A 15,842-nucleotide genomic window follows, 5' to 3' on the forward strand; every position below is an offset into this window, starting at 1 on the left:
GCCGGCATGACCGCGCCCGCGCACAAGGCGGCCAGCCTGGTCCGCGATGAGCCGAAGGATAGGCCCAAGGCCAAACCGACCGGCCACGCCAAGCCCTACAGAAGCGGCGATCGGGTGAACTCCGCCCGCCACCAGGGCGAACTGGTGGTGGCCGTGGCGGGCAGCCGGGTGCTCATTTGCAGCAAGTGCCGCAAGAACGGCCGGCCCGGGCGGCAGGAAGTGGTGGTGCATGTGGACGACGTGCGTTGCGTGCGCCACATGCTGCCCACGTAAACGGCCCCAGATTCCTGAAACGGTCGCGGGACGCACCCGCACGCACGCGAATTTCCACCGCCGCGCAACCGAACGCGGTCCTTTGCCCAGCCGCGCCGCCCAAACGCCCACCAAGGCCATCCCATGCCCGAATCATCGCCCCGGACCAGCCGCCCCGCCCTCAGGCAACCGCGCTTTCTGCCCATGAGCGCGGAGGAAATGCACGCCCTGGACTGGGCGGAACTCGACGTGCTGCTGATCTCCGGCGACGCCTACGTGGACCATCCCTCGTTCGGCGTGCCCCTGCTCGGTCGCTGGCTGGTGGCCCACGGATTGCGCACGGGCATCTGCGCCCAACCCGGCTGGACCGACCCCTCGGCCCTGCTGTCCATGGGCCGTCCCCGCCTCTTCGTCGGGGTCAGCGCCGGCGCGCTCGACTCCATGCTGGCCCATTACACCGCCTTTCGCAAAAAACGCTCCGAGGACGCCTACACCCCGGGAGGACAGGCGGGCGCCCGGCCCAACCGGGCGGCCACGGTCTACGCCAACCTGGCCAGGCGGGCCTTTCCCGGACTGCCGGTGGTGCTTGGCGGCATAGAGGCCTCCCTTCGCCGCGTCTCCCACTACGATTTCTGGACCGACGCCCTGCGCCGCTCCATCGTGCTCGACGCCAAGGCCACGGCCGTGCTCTACGGCATGGCCGAGCACTCCCTGCTGGCCCTGGCCCGGGCCCTGGACCAAACGCCCAACCCCGACCCGGCGGCCCTGCGCGCCCTGGTGTCGCGCCTGCCCGGCGCGGCCTTCGCCGGCCGGACCGAAGACGTCCCCCAGGGGATGCCGGTCCTCACCCTGCCCTCCCACGAAGCCATACACGCCGACCCCCGACTGCTCGTCGAAGCCACTTCCCTGCTCGAACGCCACGTGCATCAGGACACTCATGTGGCCGTACAGCCGAGCGGCGACCGTCTGGTCATCCTCACGCCGCCGGGCCGGGGGATCGAAGGCGCGGACCTGGACGCCCTGGCCGAACTGCCCTTCACCCGCGAGCCCCACCCCGTCTACACAAAACCCATTCCGGCCACGGCCATGATGCGCACCAGCCTGACCACGCACCGAGGATGCGCGGGAGGATGCTCCTTCTGCGCCCTGGCCCTGCATCAGGGACGACGCGTCCGCTCCAGGAGCCGCGACTCCGTTCTGAACGAAGCCGCGCGCTTCCGGGACCTCGCGGGCTTCACCGGGTCCATCAGCGACGCCGGGGGCCCGAGCGCCAACATGTGGGGGGCGCGCTGCCTGGGCGATCCCTCGCGCTGCGTGCGCCCCAGTTGCCTGACGCCCTCCCTGTGCCCCCAATTTTCCCTGGACCAGAACGGCTATGTGGATTTGCTGGACGCCCTGAAAGCCCTGCCCCATGTGCGCCACGTGCGGGTGGCCAGCGGCTGGCGCATGGACTTGGCCCTGGAAGACCCCAGGGCCATGGAGCGCATGGTGCGCGACTATGTGGGCGGCCAGGCCAAGGTGGCCCCGGAGCACATTTCCCCCCACGTTCTGGCCCTGATGCGAAAGCCCGGCTTCGCGGTTTTCGAGGAGTTTCGCCGCCTGTTCGAGGCCCAAAGCGCCAGAGCCGGCAAGAAGCAGTACCTCATACCATACCTGATGAGCGCCTTTCCCGGCTGCACGCGCCAGGACATGCGGGACATGGCCGACTGGCTGCGCCAAAACGGCTGGAAACCCGAGCAGGTGCAATGCTTCATCCCCTTGCCCGGGACCATGGCCGCCGCCATGTTCTTCGCCCGGGTCGACACCAAGGGACGCCCCCTGTACGTGGAAACGACCGACGCCGGACGCCTGGCCCAGCACGGCCTTTTGGCCGGCCCGCGGCGAAATGCCGAACGGCGACACGATATCGACCATCAGGAAGGAACCGCTCACGCGCACAACGGACAGCCGTCGCGGGCGCGAAAGGAAGCACCCACCCCCTTTGCGGGGGCGCGACGCCATTCCTCCGGGCGTTTCAAGAACACGGACGACGCGAAAAGAAATACGTCCCGATCCACCCGGACGGGCGCCCCCCGAAAACGAAACGGGTAAATTCCCCTTCCACTCCTTCTTGCAATCGGCTCGGCCTTGGGCCACTATAGACATTCGCAAGAGTTGCGAGAAGAAAAAACCCATACCGTCCCTCACAACGTAGCGCGGCGAAACGCTTCCGGGGGGCCGGATTCCGGTTCCCGGCGCGCCTTGCGCCACTTGCGCCACGTATGTGCCAAGGGGAATTCGTTTCCGCCCCGTCTTTTTTCCCTGAACGAGCCCAAACGGCTCGGCAATGCCACACCAAGGAGACAGCGTGGACCAGACCGGACAAAACGCCTTCACCATGAACCTGATCCCCCAGGCTTCGTCAAAAGCGACCCTCGTCACCTTGGCCGGACGTCTGGACACCAACAGCGTGGGCCGGTTCAAGGCCGCCCTTACCGAACTGGCGGAGCAGGGAAAAGTTTTTTTCGTCATCGACTTCAGCCAACTGCGTTTTCTGGACAGCTCGGGTCTGGGCGCGCTGGTTTCGCTTCTGCGTCTTTTGGGACAAAAAAAAGGCGACATCAAGTTGGCCTGTCTGTCGCCGGAAGTGAAGTCGCTCTTCATGCTCACCCGGTTGAACAAGGTGTTCGACATCTTCGAATCCGTCCAAAGCGCCCTGGCGGCTTTCGACTAGAGTCACGGCCGTGACCTCCCCCACGCCCGACGCCGATCGTCTGCGGCTGCTCGAAAGCCTGGACAAGCGCTATTCCTCCGGCCTGCCCACCCTGGCCTCCATGGCCAGGTACTGGCGCAAGCGTCTGCTCTGGCGGGCGGTGGTGGGAACAAGCCACATGGTCAAGCGCGTGCTGGACATCCTGGGCGGGCTTGTCGGTCTGGTGTTGAGCGCCCCGGTGCTGGGCCTGTGCGCGGTGTGCATCAAAATCGAGGACAAGGGACCGACCTTTTTCTCCCAGACCAGAATCGGACGTTTCGGCAAGCCCTTCGCCATGTACAAGCTGCGCACCATGTACATGGGGGCCGAGTCGCAACAATCGACCCTGGAAGACGCCAACGAGGCCGGCCAAGTGATCTTCAAGATACGCCAGGACCCCAGGGTGACGCGCGTAGGCAGGATCTTGCGCAAATATTCCCTGGACGAACTGCCCCAGTTCGTCAACGTGCTCAAGGGGGACATGTCCCTGGTGGGCCCCAGACCCCCGCTTCCCAAGGAAGTGGACCTGTACGCCCCGGCCGACCGCGAACGCCTGGCCGTCAAGCCCGGCGTCACCTGCCTGTGGCAGATCGGCGGACGCAGCGAACTGTCCTTTTCCCAGCAAGTGGCTTTGGACAAGCGCTACATTCAGAGCCAGAGTCTGGCGCTGGATTTGACAATACTCCTCAAGACCGTCCCGGCCGTTCTTTCCGGACGGGGGGCCTACTAGCAGGACGAGGTTCCAATGGGCGTCTGCGATCAGGACTGTTATGTCGCTTCATTCGAATGCTCGGCGAATCCGAACGAGCTGCCAGGGCTTGTGGCCTTCGCCAAACGTTTTTTCGAAAACATTCTGGGCCAAAACCCCGATCCGCTTCTCCTTTTCCATTTGGAGCTGGCCGTTTCCGAGGCCTGCACCAACATCATGAAGTACGCCTACCCCGAGGACCATCCCGGCGCCTTGCACCTCGACCTGGGGGAAAATTCCGGGAAGGTGATCATCCGCATCCGGGACAACGGCGCTCCGTTCGATCCCTGTCAGATCCCGGAACCGGACCTGGACAAGCCCAACGAGTCCGGGCTGGGCGTTTTTTTCGTGCGTGAGCTCATGGACGACATGGAATATCGCCGCAAGAACGACGAGAACGTTCTCGTTCTGGCCAAAACGGTCTGAGCCCCATGCAGGCCCTGATCGTTTGCGACAAGCCCGGGTGCTTTCCCCAGGCCCTGAGCGCGCGCGTGCCGACCTGTCTCTTGCCCGTGGGGAACAGACCTCTGCTTTTCCACATGCTCGAATACCTGAGCGCGAGCAAAATACGCCGCGTCACCCTGGCCGTTTCCAACCAGGCCGGCTACGTGGGGACCATGCTCGACGACGGCAAACGCTTCGGAGTGGAGCTCAACTACCTGCCCGTCCGCGACAACCAGGACCTTGGCCGCATTCTGCGCCTGATTTCCCCCCCGCAGGCAGAAGACCTGCTGGTTCTGCCCGGCCTGGTGCTCACGGACGCGCCCATGGCGGACCTGCTCGCGACCCGGAGCGCTCCCGGCGCATCGACGGCCCTGTACTGGGCAGGAGAAAACGGCGCGCCGGATGCGGAATTGCTGCTCCTGGGCGCAAGCGACCTGGCCGGTCTGGCCAGGGGCGCGGACGCGCCGGAACACCTGCTGGAACGCCTCGCCAAGACCAGGACGTTCGGACCGAGTCAGGGGCTTCTCGTTTGGGACATGGAGTCCTGGTGGACGGCCAATGTCCGGTTTCTCGAAAAAAAACCTCCCTTTGCCGATGATTCGTCCGCCATGCGCGGACACAACTGCCGTATCCATCCCCGGGCGCTTCTCCAGGAGCCCGTCTGCCTGGGACAGGACGTGGTGGTGGGGGCGGGATGCCGCATCGGGCCCCTGGCCGTCATCGGCGACAACTGCATCGTGGACGACGGCGTGGAAATCAGCAACGCCGCCGTCCTTCCGGGCACGTTCGCGGGGCTCAACACCACCCTGGACCGCAACCTGGCCTGCCAGGACCTGTTGGTCAGCCTGGACGACGCCACGTGCCTGCACGTGCCCGACCCTTTCATCCTCGGCGCGGCCTCGGCGGTGTCGTTTGCGGCCCTGGCCTCGGACCTGACGCAACGGGCGCTGGCGGCTCTGCTTCTCCTCCTGGCCTTGCCCGCGCTCGGCGCGATGGCCTTGCGCGGCCTGGCGCGGCCGAGCCTTTGGCGGAAACGCACCCTGGCCGTGAGCTGGGGACTGGCCACCCTGGACGGGCAGTGGACCCCCCACATGGAAACCTTGCACGGGTTCGACAGCGCGTCCCCCCTGCTGTCCCGCCTGCCCGCCCTGTGGGACGTGGTGCGCGGGGTCATCAACCTGGTGGGCGTCGAGCCCCTTGCCCCCGACCGGACCGAAAAGCTCTCCGGCTGTTTCGCCGAAAGCCGCTTTTTCTGCCGGGCCGGCCTGTTTTGCCCCTGGGACGCCCAGGACGGCCCGGAGCCGGACGACCTGGAACGACGGGTGATGGAAGTCTACTATTGCCAGACCAGAAGCTTTTCCGAAGATATGCGCCTGGCCTTGCGATCCCTGGCCCGCCTGTTCCGTTCCCCGTTCGGAACGAAAAACCAGGCGTCCTGAGGCCTGGTGGCCGAGCGTCCCGGAAAAGAATCCTGCCCAGGCCGTTTTCAGCCCCCCTGTCACTCCCGCCGACTTCAAAACGCCCCGGACGCCCCGGATCACGGCAAACGCCGCCCGCGCGGTCGGCGGGACGCGCGACCATTTCGCCCGCGGCGCCTTTCCTCCACCGGTGACGAGTCTTGCGCGCAAGACTGCCCCAGGCTTCGAGCAGGCCGCGAAAAAACGCGGATCGCGCAAGAGCGGAAAGGCTTTACCGGCCAGGCATTATCGCTTATCAGCCTGGGCAACAGGCCGTTTCGGCGGGGGATGCGGCCGCGAGACCCCCGACACTCTCCTCAAGCATCACTCGATGTTTCCAGATACGAAACACCTCTCGTGGCCAAAATTTCAAGGACATAGCCCGCGGCATCCGTCGTGAGGAGCGCACATGCGGGCTGCTCCCGGCCGGTTTCGACACGGCCCAATCCGCGCCCCCGGGCGCGTCGACCACACCCAAAGGCCGTCGCCGCATGGGCTTTGCCCTTTGCGGACGCGCACGACCACCAAGGAGGCACCATGCAGATCGTCCACGACATCGACAAATTCCGCCAAATCTGCTGGGACTGGCGTTGCCAGGGTTTGCGCACGGGGCTCGTACCCACCATGGGCTTTCTGCACGAGGGTCACGCCAGCCTGTTGCGCTACGCCCGTGAAGACGCCGCCAAGGTGATGATGAGCCTGTTCGTCAACCCCGCCCAGTTCGGCCCCAACGAAGACCTGGACCGCTACCCCCGCTCGTTCGACCGCGACCGCGAGTTGGCCGAAAGCCTGGGCGTGGATCTCATCTTCGCCCCCGAAGCTCAGACCATGTACCCCAAAAGCTACGACACCTGGGTCGACGTGCCGGGACTGGGCAAAAACCTGTGCGGCAAATCGCGTCCGGTCTTTTTCCGCGGCGTGTCCACCATTGTGACGCGTCTGCTGGTGGCGGCCATGCCCTCCTTCGCGGTCTTCGGACAAAAGGACTGGCAGCAACTGGCCGTGGTGCGCAGACTGGCCAAGGACCTGGGACTGCCGGTGGACATCGTGGGACGGCCCATCGTCCGCGAGGCCGACGGCCTGGCCATGAGTTCGCGCAACGCCAACCTGAACCCCGAAGAGCGCTCCCAGGCCGTGGCCATCTCCCAGGCCTTGGCCCTGGCCGCGAAAGTGGCCGCTTCCGGCGAACGCAGCGCGGCCGCCCTGCTGGAAAAGGCCGTGGAGCACCTGCGCCAAAACGCTCCGCTGGGAGAAATCGATTACCTCGAATTCGTCCATCCCGACACCATCGAGACCATGAGCCAGCTTTCGGGCCCGGCCCTTTTGGCCGCCGCGGTGAAATTTCCCAGCGCCCGGCTGATCGACAACATGCTTGTGGAGTAACAGCCTGATGCAAAATCCTCGCTGACCGCGCGGGCGGGACGGACGACGACTCCGGCCCGCCCGTCCTTTTCGCGGAAGAAACCCTTGCCTCGCCTGTGGGCAATACGTAAAACCCCCGTTGTCCCTGGAAGTCTCGACGGCCCCGCGAGCCCGGGCCACACTCGCGGCGGTTCAATAAGACCGGCCGGCGAACGGGCGTTTCCCCGGCGTGTGTCGCGTGACGCCCGCACGTCCTGGAGGGACACTGGCGATCGATCCCCCTGAACCAGGAGAATTTTCATGCCCACCGTTCTCATCATTGACGACTCCATGTTCCAGCGTTTCAACGTCGCCAAGATTCTCAAAGCTCTGGGATTCGCCACCATGGAGGCCGCTTCCGGGGCTGAAGGGCTGGAAATAATCCAAAAAAATCCGCCTGACGCCGTCTTTCTCGACCTCAACATGCCCGGCATGTCCGGCGTGGAGACCCTGACGGCCATCCGCGCCACCTCGAAGGAACTGCCGGTGACCATTCTCACCGCCGACATCCAGCCGAGCACCCGGGCCAAATGTGCTGAGGCCGGCGCGACGGCCATGCTCAACAAACCAGCCAGTCAGGAACAACTCTCGACCCTGATGGGCCAACTGTTTTCCAACGCGTAGCCCCCTGCGGCCAGTTCCGCGGTCCAAGCCCCCAAAAGGGGGGGAACGGAACGCTGGAGCCGGCCTCGAACGCTTTTCCGCCCAGAGCCAGCCGGGTCCGACGCGCCGTGCCCCCCGCTCCGTGTCCTCTCCCCGCGCCGTGCCCCCCCCGCGCCGTGCCCGTTGACCCGGCCGTTGTCCAGCGACTTTCCCTCCGCCGCCAAAGGCTTCACACACGGCGCATTGCCTCCGCCGACCAAGGCTTCGTGACACCGGAAGCCTTTCGTCTGTGCTCCCCCACAGCGTATGCCGATTCGCCCACCTTCGCATCGACCGAGAGAAATCCGCTCTGGACATGTCCTGAAAAATGCGGTGTACAATAGAAGCGGTTTCGAATTTGCGGGACGAACCAGCCGATCTCTCGGAGCGACCGCGCGAAACGCGGCGAAACCGAGGGAAAGGCAGCAGGAAGTCGTTGCTCCGGAACAGGATCGCCCATGAACCTCTTCACCCACTCCATACGCATCGGTCTGGCCGCCATTGTCTTGTTGGCCACTCTGCCGGCCATGGCCATCATCGCCTTCACCGGGTACGAATTCGAACAGCACGCCCGCGAGGACTGCCTGGACCAGGCGAAAAAATTGACGAGCTCCCTGGCGTCCATGCAGCAGGGCATCACCCAGGAAGCCCGGTCCCTGCTCATGACGTTGGCCAGCCTGCCCATGGTGCAAAACCGACGGCAAGCCGAGTGCGACGCGCTTTTCACCTCGCTCATGGAGCATCATCCGGAACTGACCAACATCTTTCTCACCGACGAAAAGGGAGTGGCCATCGCTTCGGCCCTGGCGCCGTTTCGGGGTTTCCGTCTGGACAACCGCAAATATTTTCAGGCCGCCATGCGCACCAACGCCTTCAGCGTCGGGGAATTCATCATCGGACGCACCTCGCACAAACCCGTCGTGGTTTTTTCCTATCCCGTTCGGGACAAAAACGGGAACGCCGTGGGCGTGCTGGGAATGTCGCTGCTTCTGGAAAAGTACCAGGCGTTTCTGAACAAATACTCCCTCCCGCCCAAGGCGCAGGTGAGCATTTTCGACCATGCCGGCATGCGCATGTTCACCTATCCGCGTAGTGATTTCTTCCAGCTGGGCGGTCGCCTGCGCGAGGAAGTCTTGACCGGCGTCATCCAGTCGACGGAAGATGAAGGACTGTTTTACGAAAAACGCCTGATCGGCGGAAACGACGGGCTCTTCACCTTCTCGCGCCTGCGCCTGGACAAGGACTCCCCACCCTACATGACCATTCTGGTCGTCTTCTCCATGGACCAGACCTTCGCGCGCGGGCACCGGCTCATGCTGCGCAATCTTTCCCTGACGGCCCTGGCCGGCTTGGCAGCCCTGGCCGTGGCCCTGCTCTTTGGAGAACGATCGGTGTTGCGCGGGCTCAACAACCTCATGGCCGTTGCCGACCGTCTGGGCCGGCTCGACCTGTCGGCCAGGGCCAAGACCGGGGAAGGCAGCCTGGAAGTGCGACGCCTGGGCGAATCCTTCAACGCCATGGCCCAGGCCTTGGACCATGAACGTAAGGCCCTGAAGGAATCGACCCGGAGCCTGATCAGAACCCGTGGCGTGCTGGCCAACATTCTCGAATCCATGCCCTCGGCCATCATCGGGCTGGACGCGAAGGGGTGGGTGACCCACTGGAACGAAAACGCGGCCAAGCTCTCCGGGACGCCCACCCGGGCGGCCCTGGGCAAGCCCTTGTCCGAATCCTTCGCCTGGCTGGCCCCCCTGGTGGACACGACCCGCCTACCCGGTCGTCATGACCAGCCCCTGGTCATGGAAAAGCGTCCCTTCGGTCAGGGGACCGACGAGCGATTTGTCGACGTTCTGGCCTACCCCCTGGTGTGCAACGGCGAAGAGGGCGTGGTGGTGCGCGTGGACGATGTGACCACCCGGGTGCGCATGGAAGAGCTGCTCATCCGCAACGAAAAGATGTCCACAGTGGGCAGTCTGGCCGGAGGCATGGCCCACGAGATCAACAACCCCCTGTCGGGCATCTTGCAGTCGTTGCAGATCATCATGCGCCGGCTGTCGCCGGACCTGCCGGCCAACGTCCGGACCGCGACGGACCTTGGATGCGATCTCGCCGCCATGCGGGCCTACCTGGAGGCCAGGGGCATTCTGGGATTTCTCGAATCCATGCGGGAATCGGGAGAACGGGCCACCAAGATCGTCAGGAACATGTTGGGCTTCATCCGCAAGAGCGCGTCGGCCAAGACCCCGCAAAACCTGCCCGAACTCCTGGACTGCGTGGTGGATATCGCCTCGTCGGATTACGATCTCAAAAAGAAGTACGACTTCCGCCAGATCGAGATCGTTCGGGAATACGCCCCCGACACCCCCGACGTGCCCTGCTCGGCGGCGGAAATCGAACAGGTGGTCTTCAACCTGCTCTACAACGCCGCCCAGGCCATGGCCTCGCAACCGACGCCCCACGCCCCGCCCAGGCTGATCCTGCGCGTCCACAGCCAAGGCGAGCACTGCGTCTTCGAAGTGGAGGACAACGGCCCCGGCATGGAGGAAAGCGTCCGCCAGCGCATCTTCGAGCCCCTGTTCAGCACCAAGGCCCCGGGAGAAGGCACCGGCTTGGGACTGGCCTTGGCCTATTTCATCGTGGTCAATACGCACGGAGGGACCATCGAAGCCGTTACCGCACCCGGCCAGGGGACCCGCTTCGTCATCCGCCTGCCCTACGCGGCGACGACCGAAATTTCTCCCGCCCAAAAGGCGTAGCCCGGCCGAAGCCCCGCTTTCCCGCACGACCGTACGACGCGGGCGTAACCGATACGCCCTGCGGCACATCCTCTGACACAAGGGCCTGAAGCGCCCTCGGCTTGCGAAGGCTCCCCAAAGGCCGGACCGGGGAAGACGCAAACGCGAAACCGGTCCGCTCCGGGAAAAGAAGCGCCCGGACCCGCTTGCCAAAAAAACGGCCATGGCCCACCATGAACGGACATCCCCCAACGCAAAGGACAATCGCGATGATACTCGTGGGCACGCCCTGCTACGCCGGAACCGTCACCGTCAACTACATGATCTCGCTCTTCAACATGGTCAACCGTCTGGGACGCGACGGCCTGCACGTGGACATCATGACTCCTTCGCACGAAAGCCTCATCACCAGGGCCAGGAACTTCATCGCCAACGAATTCGTCCGCCAGGAGGAATACTCCCACCTGTTGTTCATCGATTCCGATATCGGGTTCGCTCCCGAGGTGCTGTTGCGCTACCTGGAGGCCGACAAGGACATCGCCTGCGGCATCTATCCCCTCAAGCACCTGGATGTGAAGAAGCTGCGTTCCATTCCGACGAAATACAACGCGGAAGAAGCCGAGGCGGCCGCCCTTTCCTATACCGTGAAGTTCAAACTGGGCGGCAAGGCCGACAACCACGGCTTTCGCAGTGTGGAGTACGGCTCCACGGGATTCATGCTCATCAAACGCCACGTGTTCACAAAGATGATCGAGGCCTATCCCGAGCTCAAGTACCACTACTCCTACGCTTCGACCTACGATCACATGTACGACAACTACGCCTTTTTCGATACCTTCATCGACCCGGAAACCCGCGAGTACCTTCCCGAGGACTACGCCTTTTGCAAACGCTGGACAGCCCTGGGGGGCGAAGTCTACGCCGACACCCTCTCTACCTTCACCCACGTGGGGACGCGGGCCTACACGGGCAACTATCCGGTATTTCTCAATAACCTTGCCAGAAAGACGCAAAAGGAAAGCACCGGGCCAGAAACCGAACCCCAAGCGACGCCCACTGAAGGCCAAGCCTGACGGAACCGGTGACGGACACGGCCGTTCCGCCCCGGTTTTCGGCCGAGATCGCGCGCGTGCGCAGCCCCCGAAAGGATGCCACCACGGCGGGAAGAGGAAACGCCTTCCGGCCCGCCCGTGCCCGCCCCGAGGCCAAGGCGAGGCACGCCGCGCTCATTCCTGACCCGCCGGCTCCGCTTCCCGGTCGCTTTCGAAAAGCTCCACGCGATTGCGCCCGTTCTGCTTGGCCTTGTACAGCGCCTGGTCCGCGCGGGCGACGGCCAGATCCGCCTGGGGTTCTCCCGGCCTGACCAGGGAGACGCCCAGGCTCACGGTCACGGGGCGGGACAGTCCCTCCAGGGTCATGCCGGCCACCGAGGCGCGAAGACGTTCGGCCACGGCCAACGCCCCTTCGATGCCGGTTTCGGGCAGCAGCAGGCAGAATTCCTCCCCGCCCAGGCGTCCCACCACGTCGCAGTCGCGCAAAAGCCCCAGGCAGAGCCTGGCAAAGGCCTTGAGCGCCTTGTCGCCGGCTTCGTGGCCAAAGGTGTCGTTGATATCCTTGAAATAGTCGATATCCAACATGACCACGGCCAGCGACCTGCCGTAGCGTTCCGCGCGTCTGATCTCCTCGTCGGCCAAAGCGAAAAACCGGCTCCGGTTGTACAGGCCGGTGAGCGGATCGACGCTGGCCAGATGATGCAACCGGGCTTCCAGGAGCTTGTGCGGCGTGATGTCCACCACCGAAACCAACAGGGCCCGCTCGCCGTGCACCCGCACCACGGCCGTGGCCAACAGCACGTTCAGCCAAGTGCCGTCGCCCAGACGCAGGCGGGTTTCGAACTCCTTGGACCGCCCGTCCAGAGGTTGGTTGCGGGCAAGCCTGAGCAGCTCCTTTCTGTCGAAGATTTTGGTCACGTCCAGGGTGGAGTCCGGCATGAGCTCATGAAAGTAGGTGCGGGCCGCGTCGTTGGCCAGAATCACGCGTCCGGTGATCATGGACATGACCACCAACGGCGTGGGGACGGCGCGCACCAGGGCCGACAGCATATGATGCTGCTCCGAAAGCTCCCGGTTGACGGTCCGAAGCTGACGGGTGGACGCCCATTCCGTACGACGCAGCCGGTTGGATTGCAGGCGGACCAAGCCCAGGAGCACGTTGGCGAACAACAGGCTCAGCGCCAGGCCCACGCGCGTTCCCCATTCCGGGACCGTCATGAGATAGGCGCTCAGGGTGGATACCCCGCACACCAGGCCCGCGGCCAGCGTGAGCCGAAAGGACATGGGTAACAGCAGGTGAAAGATCAAAGGCAACAGGAAGATCACGACCAGGGCCACGGTCGTGCCAATGCTGACGAGCACCGAACAGGCCGCGATGGCCGGAACACACCAGGCCACGCAGAGGTTTTGCAGCCTGCGAAAGGTTCCCGCCCGGGACGCCAGGACGAAACACGCCGCCGAAATCAGTACCAGGACCGTGCGCCCCGCCAACGCCGGCAGAAAATGCGGCGTGTCCAGATAGCGCAGGTCGTTGGCGTAAAACAGCGCGTTGCACGCCACAGCGCAGGCGAAAACCGTTCGGACAAACCGCGCGGTTTCCGGCAAACGCTGGGCGCGATAGGCGGCTTCGAGAACATGGTCCTTGAATTCGCCGCACCAGGAAAGAGGAGGGTTCAGGTCGTTCGTCATTGGGGAATCTTGAGCGCCAGGACCGGATGCCGTGCGCGCCCTATGCTTTTGATACGGCTTCCCAGCCAGACAGGCAAGGGGGCCACGCCCCGTGTCCGGCGGCTCTTCCACGACCGGGAACCCCCCGTGCGAAAAGGAAAACGACTGTCCGGGGTTGCGGCTCGCGTCGCCGCATGCCTCCGGCGCGTCATCCGTACTGCTTGCGCCACTCGTCGAGGAACAGGATGGCCGTTTCCAGGGGCGTGAGGCGTCCGGCCTTGGCCCGTACGGCCCACACCAGGTCGTCGAACGGCGCGGATTCGGTCAGGCCCAGGCCGCCCAGCAGGTCGGCTGCCTCTTGGCGATAGGCTTCGGGCAGGGCGGACAAGGCCGCCTGGCCGCTTCGGGGCGTCGGCCAGCCGGGAAAGCGATCGGCCACGAAGTCGAGAAGGGTTTGCATGCGCGCCTGATAGGTGTGGTCGCGAAGCGCCCGGGCGCGGGCCCGATCCGCGAAGGCCTGGCGTTCTTGCGGATGAGCCAGGAAATGGACGATGGCCGCCTTGAGTTCCTCCACGGTGCGGAAGGTGGCCAGCTCGTCCGGAGCGAAAAGCTCGGGCAAGAGGGTGCGTTCGTCCACCAGTTGAAAGGCCCCGCACATGGCCAGCTCGAAGGTGCGCGGGTTCACGAAGTCGCCGCGGCTCACCAGGTCCTTGACGGAAACGCTCGAATGCAGATTGAGGTTCACGGCGGTGGCGCCAAAGATCTTCACCGCCTCCTCGGGCGCTATGCGCTCCCCGCGCCGTTGCAGGTAGGGGGCCAGCACCTCTTCGCCGTCCCAGTCCGAGCCCCATATCCTGGGCTTGAACTCCATGAGTTCCCGAAACGCCAGGCGACGATTGGGATAGCCCGCGCCCAAAAACGAGACATCCGCGCCGTAGAGCCGGCGTTCCACCGGGGAAAGCTCCAGGGGGCGATGGAAGTCCGGATCGGCGGCCAGGGGCAAGTACAGGGCGTTTCGCACCCCGATTTCCGCCAGCTTGCCAAGCAACGGTTCCTTCTGGATCACCGCGAACACGTCGTAGAACGGCGCGTAGGACTCCCAGTAGGTGAAAAGACGAAAATCCTCCACGAACCACATGACCGTGGGCACGCCGGCCTTGGACAGCCTCTTGAGCGCCTGCCGGGTGAGCGGCGCCTGGGCCATGGCCAGCACCAAATCCGGCACGAAGGTCTCGGCCTTGGCCAAAGCCGCCTGGGACACCACCTGCAGAAAGGACTGCTCCAGATAGGCGAGCCGCTCGGAGGTGACCCGCAGGGTCTTGAGAGCCGAAAACGCTCCGTAAAAGTCCGGGGCCTCGAACACCTCCACCAGATGTCCCATGGAAGCCAGGGCTCTGGCGCAGCTCAAGCCGACGGACAGGGAGCCGCCGTAAAGCGGCAGCACCACCAGCACGCGCAGGGGGGAAGCGGCGTTCATGCGTCACTCCAAGGCCCGGGAAAGGGGCCGGGACGATGGGGCAGAAAGACGTCCGTGTCCGCGGACAGGGACTCCTCCAGGTCGGGGGCCGCGGGCAAGGCCTGTCCGGCCTCGACGCCCAAACGTCTGGCCAGATAGCCCCTGAGCCTGGCCCGGCTTCCGGCGCCGGGGTCCCGGCCGGCAAAGAGCGCGTTCACCGCGCCCAGGGCGTCCAGGTCCGTGCGATACCCGGACAGACCGGCCGGGGGCTCGCCGCCCCTTCCGGCGGCCTGGCGCAACAGCTCGCGGCTCTTGAAAGGTTCCAGGCAGGCCAGGGCGTTTTCGCAGGGCGCGGACTCCAGGCACGGGGCGCACTCGGTCACGGCCTGCCAGACGGTGTGTCCCCGGCCGTAGGGGCCGGTCTCGTGGCACCATGCCGACGAAAGAAAAAACGCCGTGATCGGCACGCCCACGTGCGCGGCCACATGCATGAGCCCGGTGTCCGGGGTGAGCAGACGGTCCAGGCCGGACAGGGCTTCGGGCAGGTCGGCCAGGGACGTGCGGCCGGTGAGGTCTTCGATGACGCCTTGCAGACGGGCGGGCAACAAGGCGATGAGCGCTCTGGCCGCGCTCCGCTCGGCCGACGAGCCGAACAGGACGATGCGCGCCTTGCCGCCCAGCCCTCCGGCCGAAGCCGCCACCAGGCAGGCCAGCGCTTCGGGTGGCAGGGAGCGTCTGGCCTGGCGTCCGGCCAGCACCACGCCCAGGCCCCGCCCGCCCGGTTCGGCCTCGGGATTGACCGCGCCCGGATCGACCATGGGCACGGCGTGCGCCGCCCACAAATCGGCCAGGTTGACGCCCCAGGGCCTGCGCCTGGCGGTCAGACGAAAGGCCAGGGCGGTCAAGGGGTCGCGGTGGGGCTGGCCCTGGCGCAAAACGTGTCCGCGCACCCGGTCCGGGTCGAAGAGTGTGGACAGGGCCAAATTCAGGCCGGAAAAATTGAGATTGTAGACAGCCTTGAAATCGATGTCGCGCAACTCGGACAGATGCGCGAGCAGCGCCTGGGGGTCCGGCCGGGAATGGGCGTCCACGACGTGGACCTCGGCCCGGGGGTAGATCCGCACGGCCAGCCCGCCCAGACTCCGGTCCACCAGCAGGTGGACGCGCGGGCCTTGGGCCGAAAGCGAGCGCACCAGCCGCTTGGTCTGCACCAGATCGCCCAACCGGGCCAGTTGAATGACAAGCACGTTTTTCAT

Annotated in this window: 13 protein-coding genes; 10 read left to right on the forward strand and 3 right to left on the reverse strand. The window is 65.1% G+C overall.

All coding sequences use genetic code 11. The features are described from left to right. Positions 1-6 precede the first annotated feature (6 nt). From ACYQ01_RS03245 to ACYQ01_RS03290, 10 genes are all read left to right on the forward strand, one after another. Positions 7-273: a hypothetical protein gene (locus ACYQ01_RS03245; protein WP_459932395.1), complete on the forward strand. Its 267-nt coding sequence runs from the start codon at positions 7-9 to the stop codon at positions 271-273. A gap of 123 nt (positions 274-396) precedes the next feature. Next, positions 397-2,343 carry a YgiQ family radical SAM protein gene (locus ACYQ01_RS03250; RefSeq protein WP_459932396.1) on the forward strand — a complete coding sequence of 649 codons (1,947 nt, stop codon included), beginning with the start codon at positions 397-399 and terminating at the stop codon, positions 2,341-2,343. Between the two features lie 256 nt (positions 2,344-2,599). Continuing rightward, positions 2,600-2,965 carry an STAS domain-containing protein gene (locus ACYQ01_RS03255; protein WP_459932397.1) on the forward strand — a complete coding sequence of 122 codons (366 nt, stop codon included), beginning with the start codon at positions 2,600-2,602 and terminating at the stop codon, positions 2,963-2,965. 10 nt (positions 2,966-2,975) lie between these two features. Continuing rightward, complete coding sequence (locus ACYQ01_RS03260; protein WP_459932398.1) at positions 2,976-3,713, forward strand: sugar transferase; 738 nt, start codon at positions 2,976-2,978, stop codon at positions 3,711-3,713. A gap of 15 nt (positions 3,714-3,728) precedes the next feature. After that, positions 3,729-4,157 carry an ATP-binding protein gene (locus tag ACYQ01_RS03265; RefSeq protein ID WP_488193206.1) on the forward strand — a complete coding sequence of 143 codons (429 nt, stop codon included), beginning with the start codon at positions 3,729-3,731 and terminating at the stop codon, positions 4,155-4,157. A gap of 5 nt (positions 4,158-4,162) precedes the next feature. Beyond that, complete coding sequence (locus ACYQ01_RS03270; RefSeq protein ID WP_459932400.1) at positions 4,163-5,614, forward strand: sugar transferase; 1,452 nt, start codon at positions 4,163-4,165, stop codon at positions 5,612-5,614. A gap of 555 nt (positions 5,615-6,169) precedes the next feature. Continuing rightward, positions 6,170-7,015 carry a pantoate--beta-alanine ligase gene (gene panC / locus ACYQ01_RS03275; RefSeq protein WP_459932401.1) on the forward strand — a complete coding sequence of 282 codons (846 nt, stop codon included), beginning with the start codon at positions 6,170-6,172 and terminating at the stop codon, positions 7,013-7,015. 279 nt (positions 7,016-7,294) lie between these two features. After that, positions 7,295-7,657 carry a response regulator gene (locus tag ACYQ01_RS03280; RefSeq protein ID WP_459932402.1) on the forward strand — a complete coding sequence of 121 codons (363 nt, stop codon included), beginning with the start codon at positions 7,295-7,297 and terminating at the stop codon, positions 7,655-7,657. A 476-nt stretch (positions 7,658-8,133) separates the two neighbouring features. Further along, on the forward strand, positions 8,134-10,431 hold the full coding sequence (locus ACYQ01_RS03285; protein ID WP_459932403.1) for an ATP-binding protein: 2,298 nt from the start codon (positions 8,134-8,136) through the stop codon (positions 10,429-10,431). Positions 10,432-10,679: 248 nt separating this feature from the next. Next, positions 10,680-11,483 (forward strand): hypothetical protein, encoded by an 804-nt coding sequence (locus ACYQ01_RS03290; protein ID WP_459932404.1) that lies wholly within the window; start codon positions 10,680-10,682, stop codon positions 11,481-11,483. 153 nt (positions 11,484-11,636) lie between these two features. On the opposite strand, the gene ACYQ01_RS03295 is transcribed toward ACYQ01_RS03290, so the two are convergent. The 3 genes from ACYQ01_RS03295 to ACYQ01_RS03305 form a co-directional block, all read right to left on the reverse strand. Beyond that, positions 11,637-13,151, reverse strand: coding sequence for a GGDEF domain-containing protein (locus tag ACYQ01_RS03295; RefSeq protein WP_459932405.1), 1,515 nt, complete (start codon positions 13,149-13,151; stop codon positions 11,637-11,639). 187 nt (positions 13,152-13,338) lie between these two features. Continuing rightward, entirely contained in the window at positions 13,339-14,607 is a 1,269-nt protein-coding gene (locus tag ACYQ01_RS03300; RefSeq protein ID WP_459932406.1) for a CgeB family protein, read from the reverse strand. Then, positions 14,604-15,842 (reverse strand): glycosyltransferase family 9 protein, encoded by a 1,239-nt coding sequence (locus ACYQ01_RS03305; protein ID WP_459932407.1) that lies wholly within the window; start codon positions 15,840-15,842, stop codon positions 14,604-14,606. Before ACYQ01_RS03305 ends, ACYQ01_RS03300 begins: the two co-directional genes overlap by 4 nt.

The organism is Fundidesulfovibrio butyratiphilus, assembly GCF_054657235.1.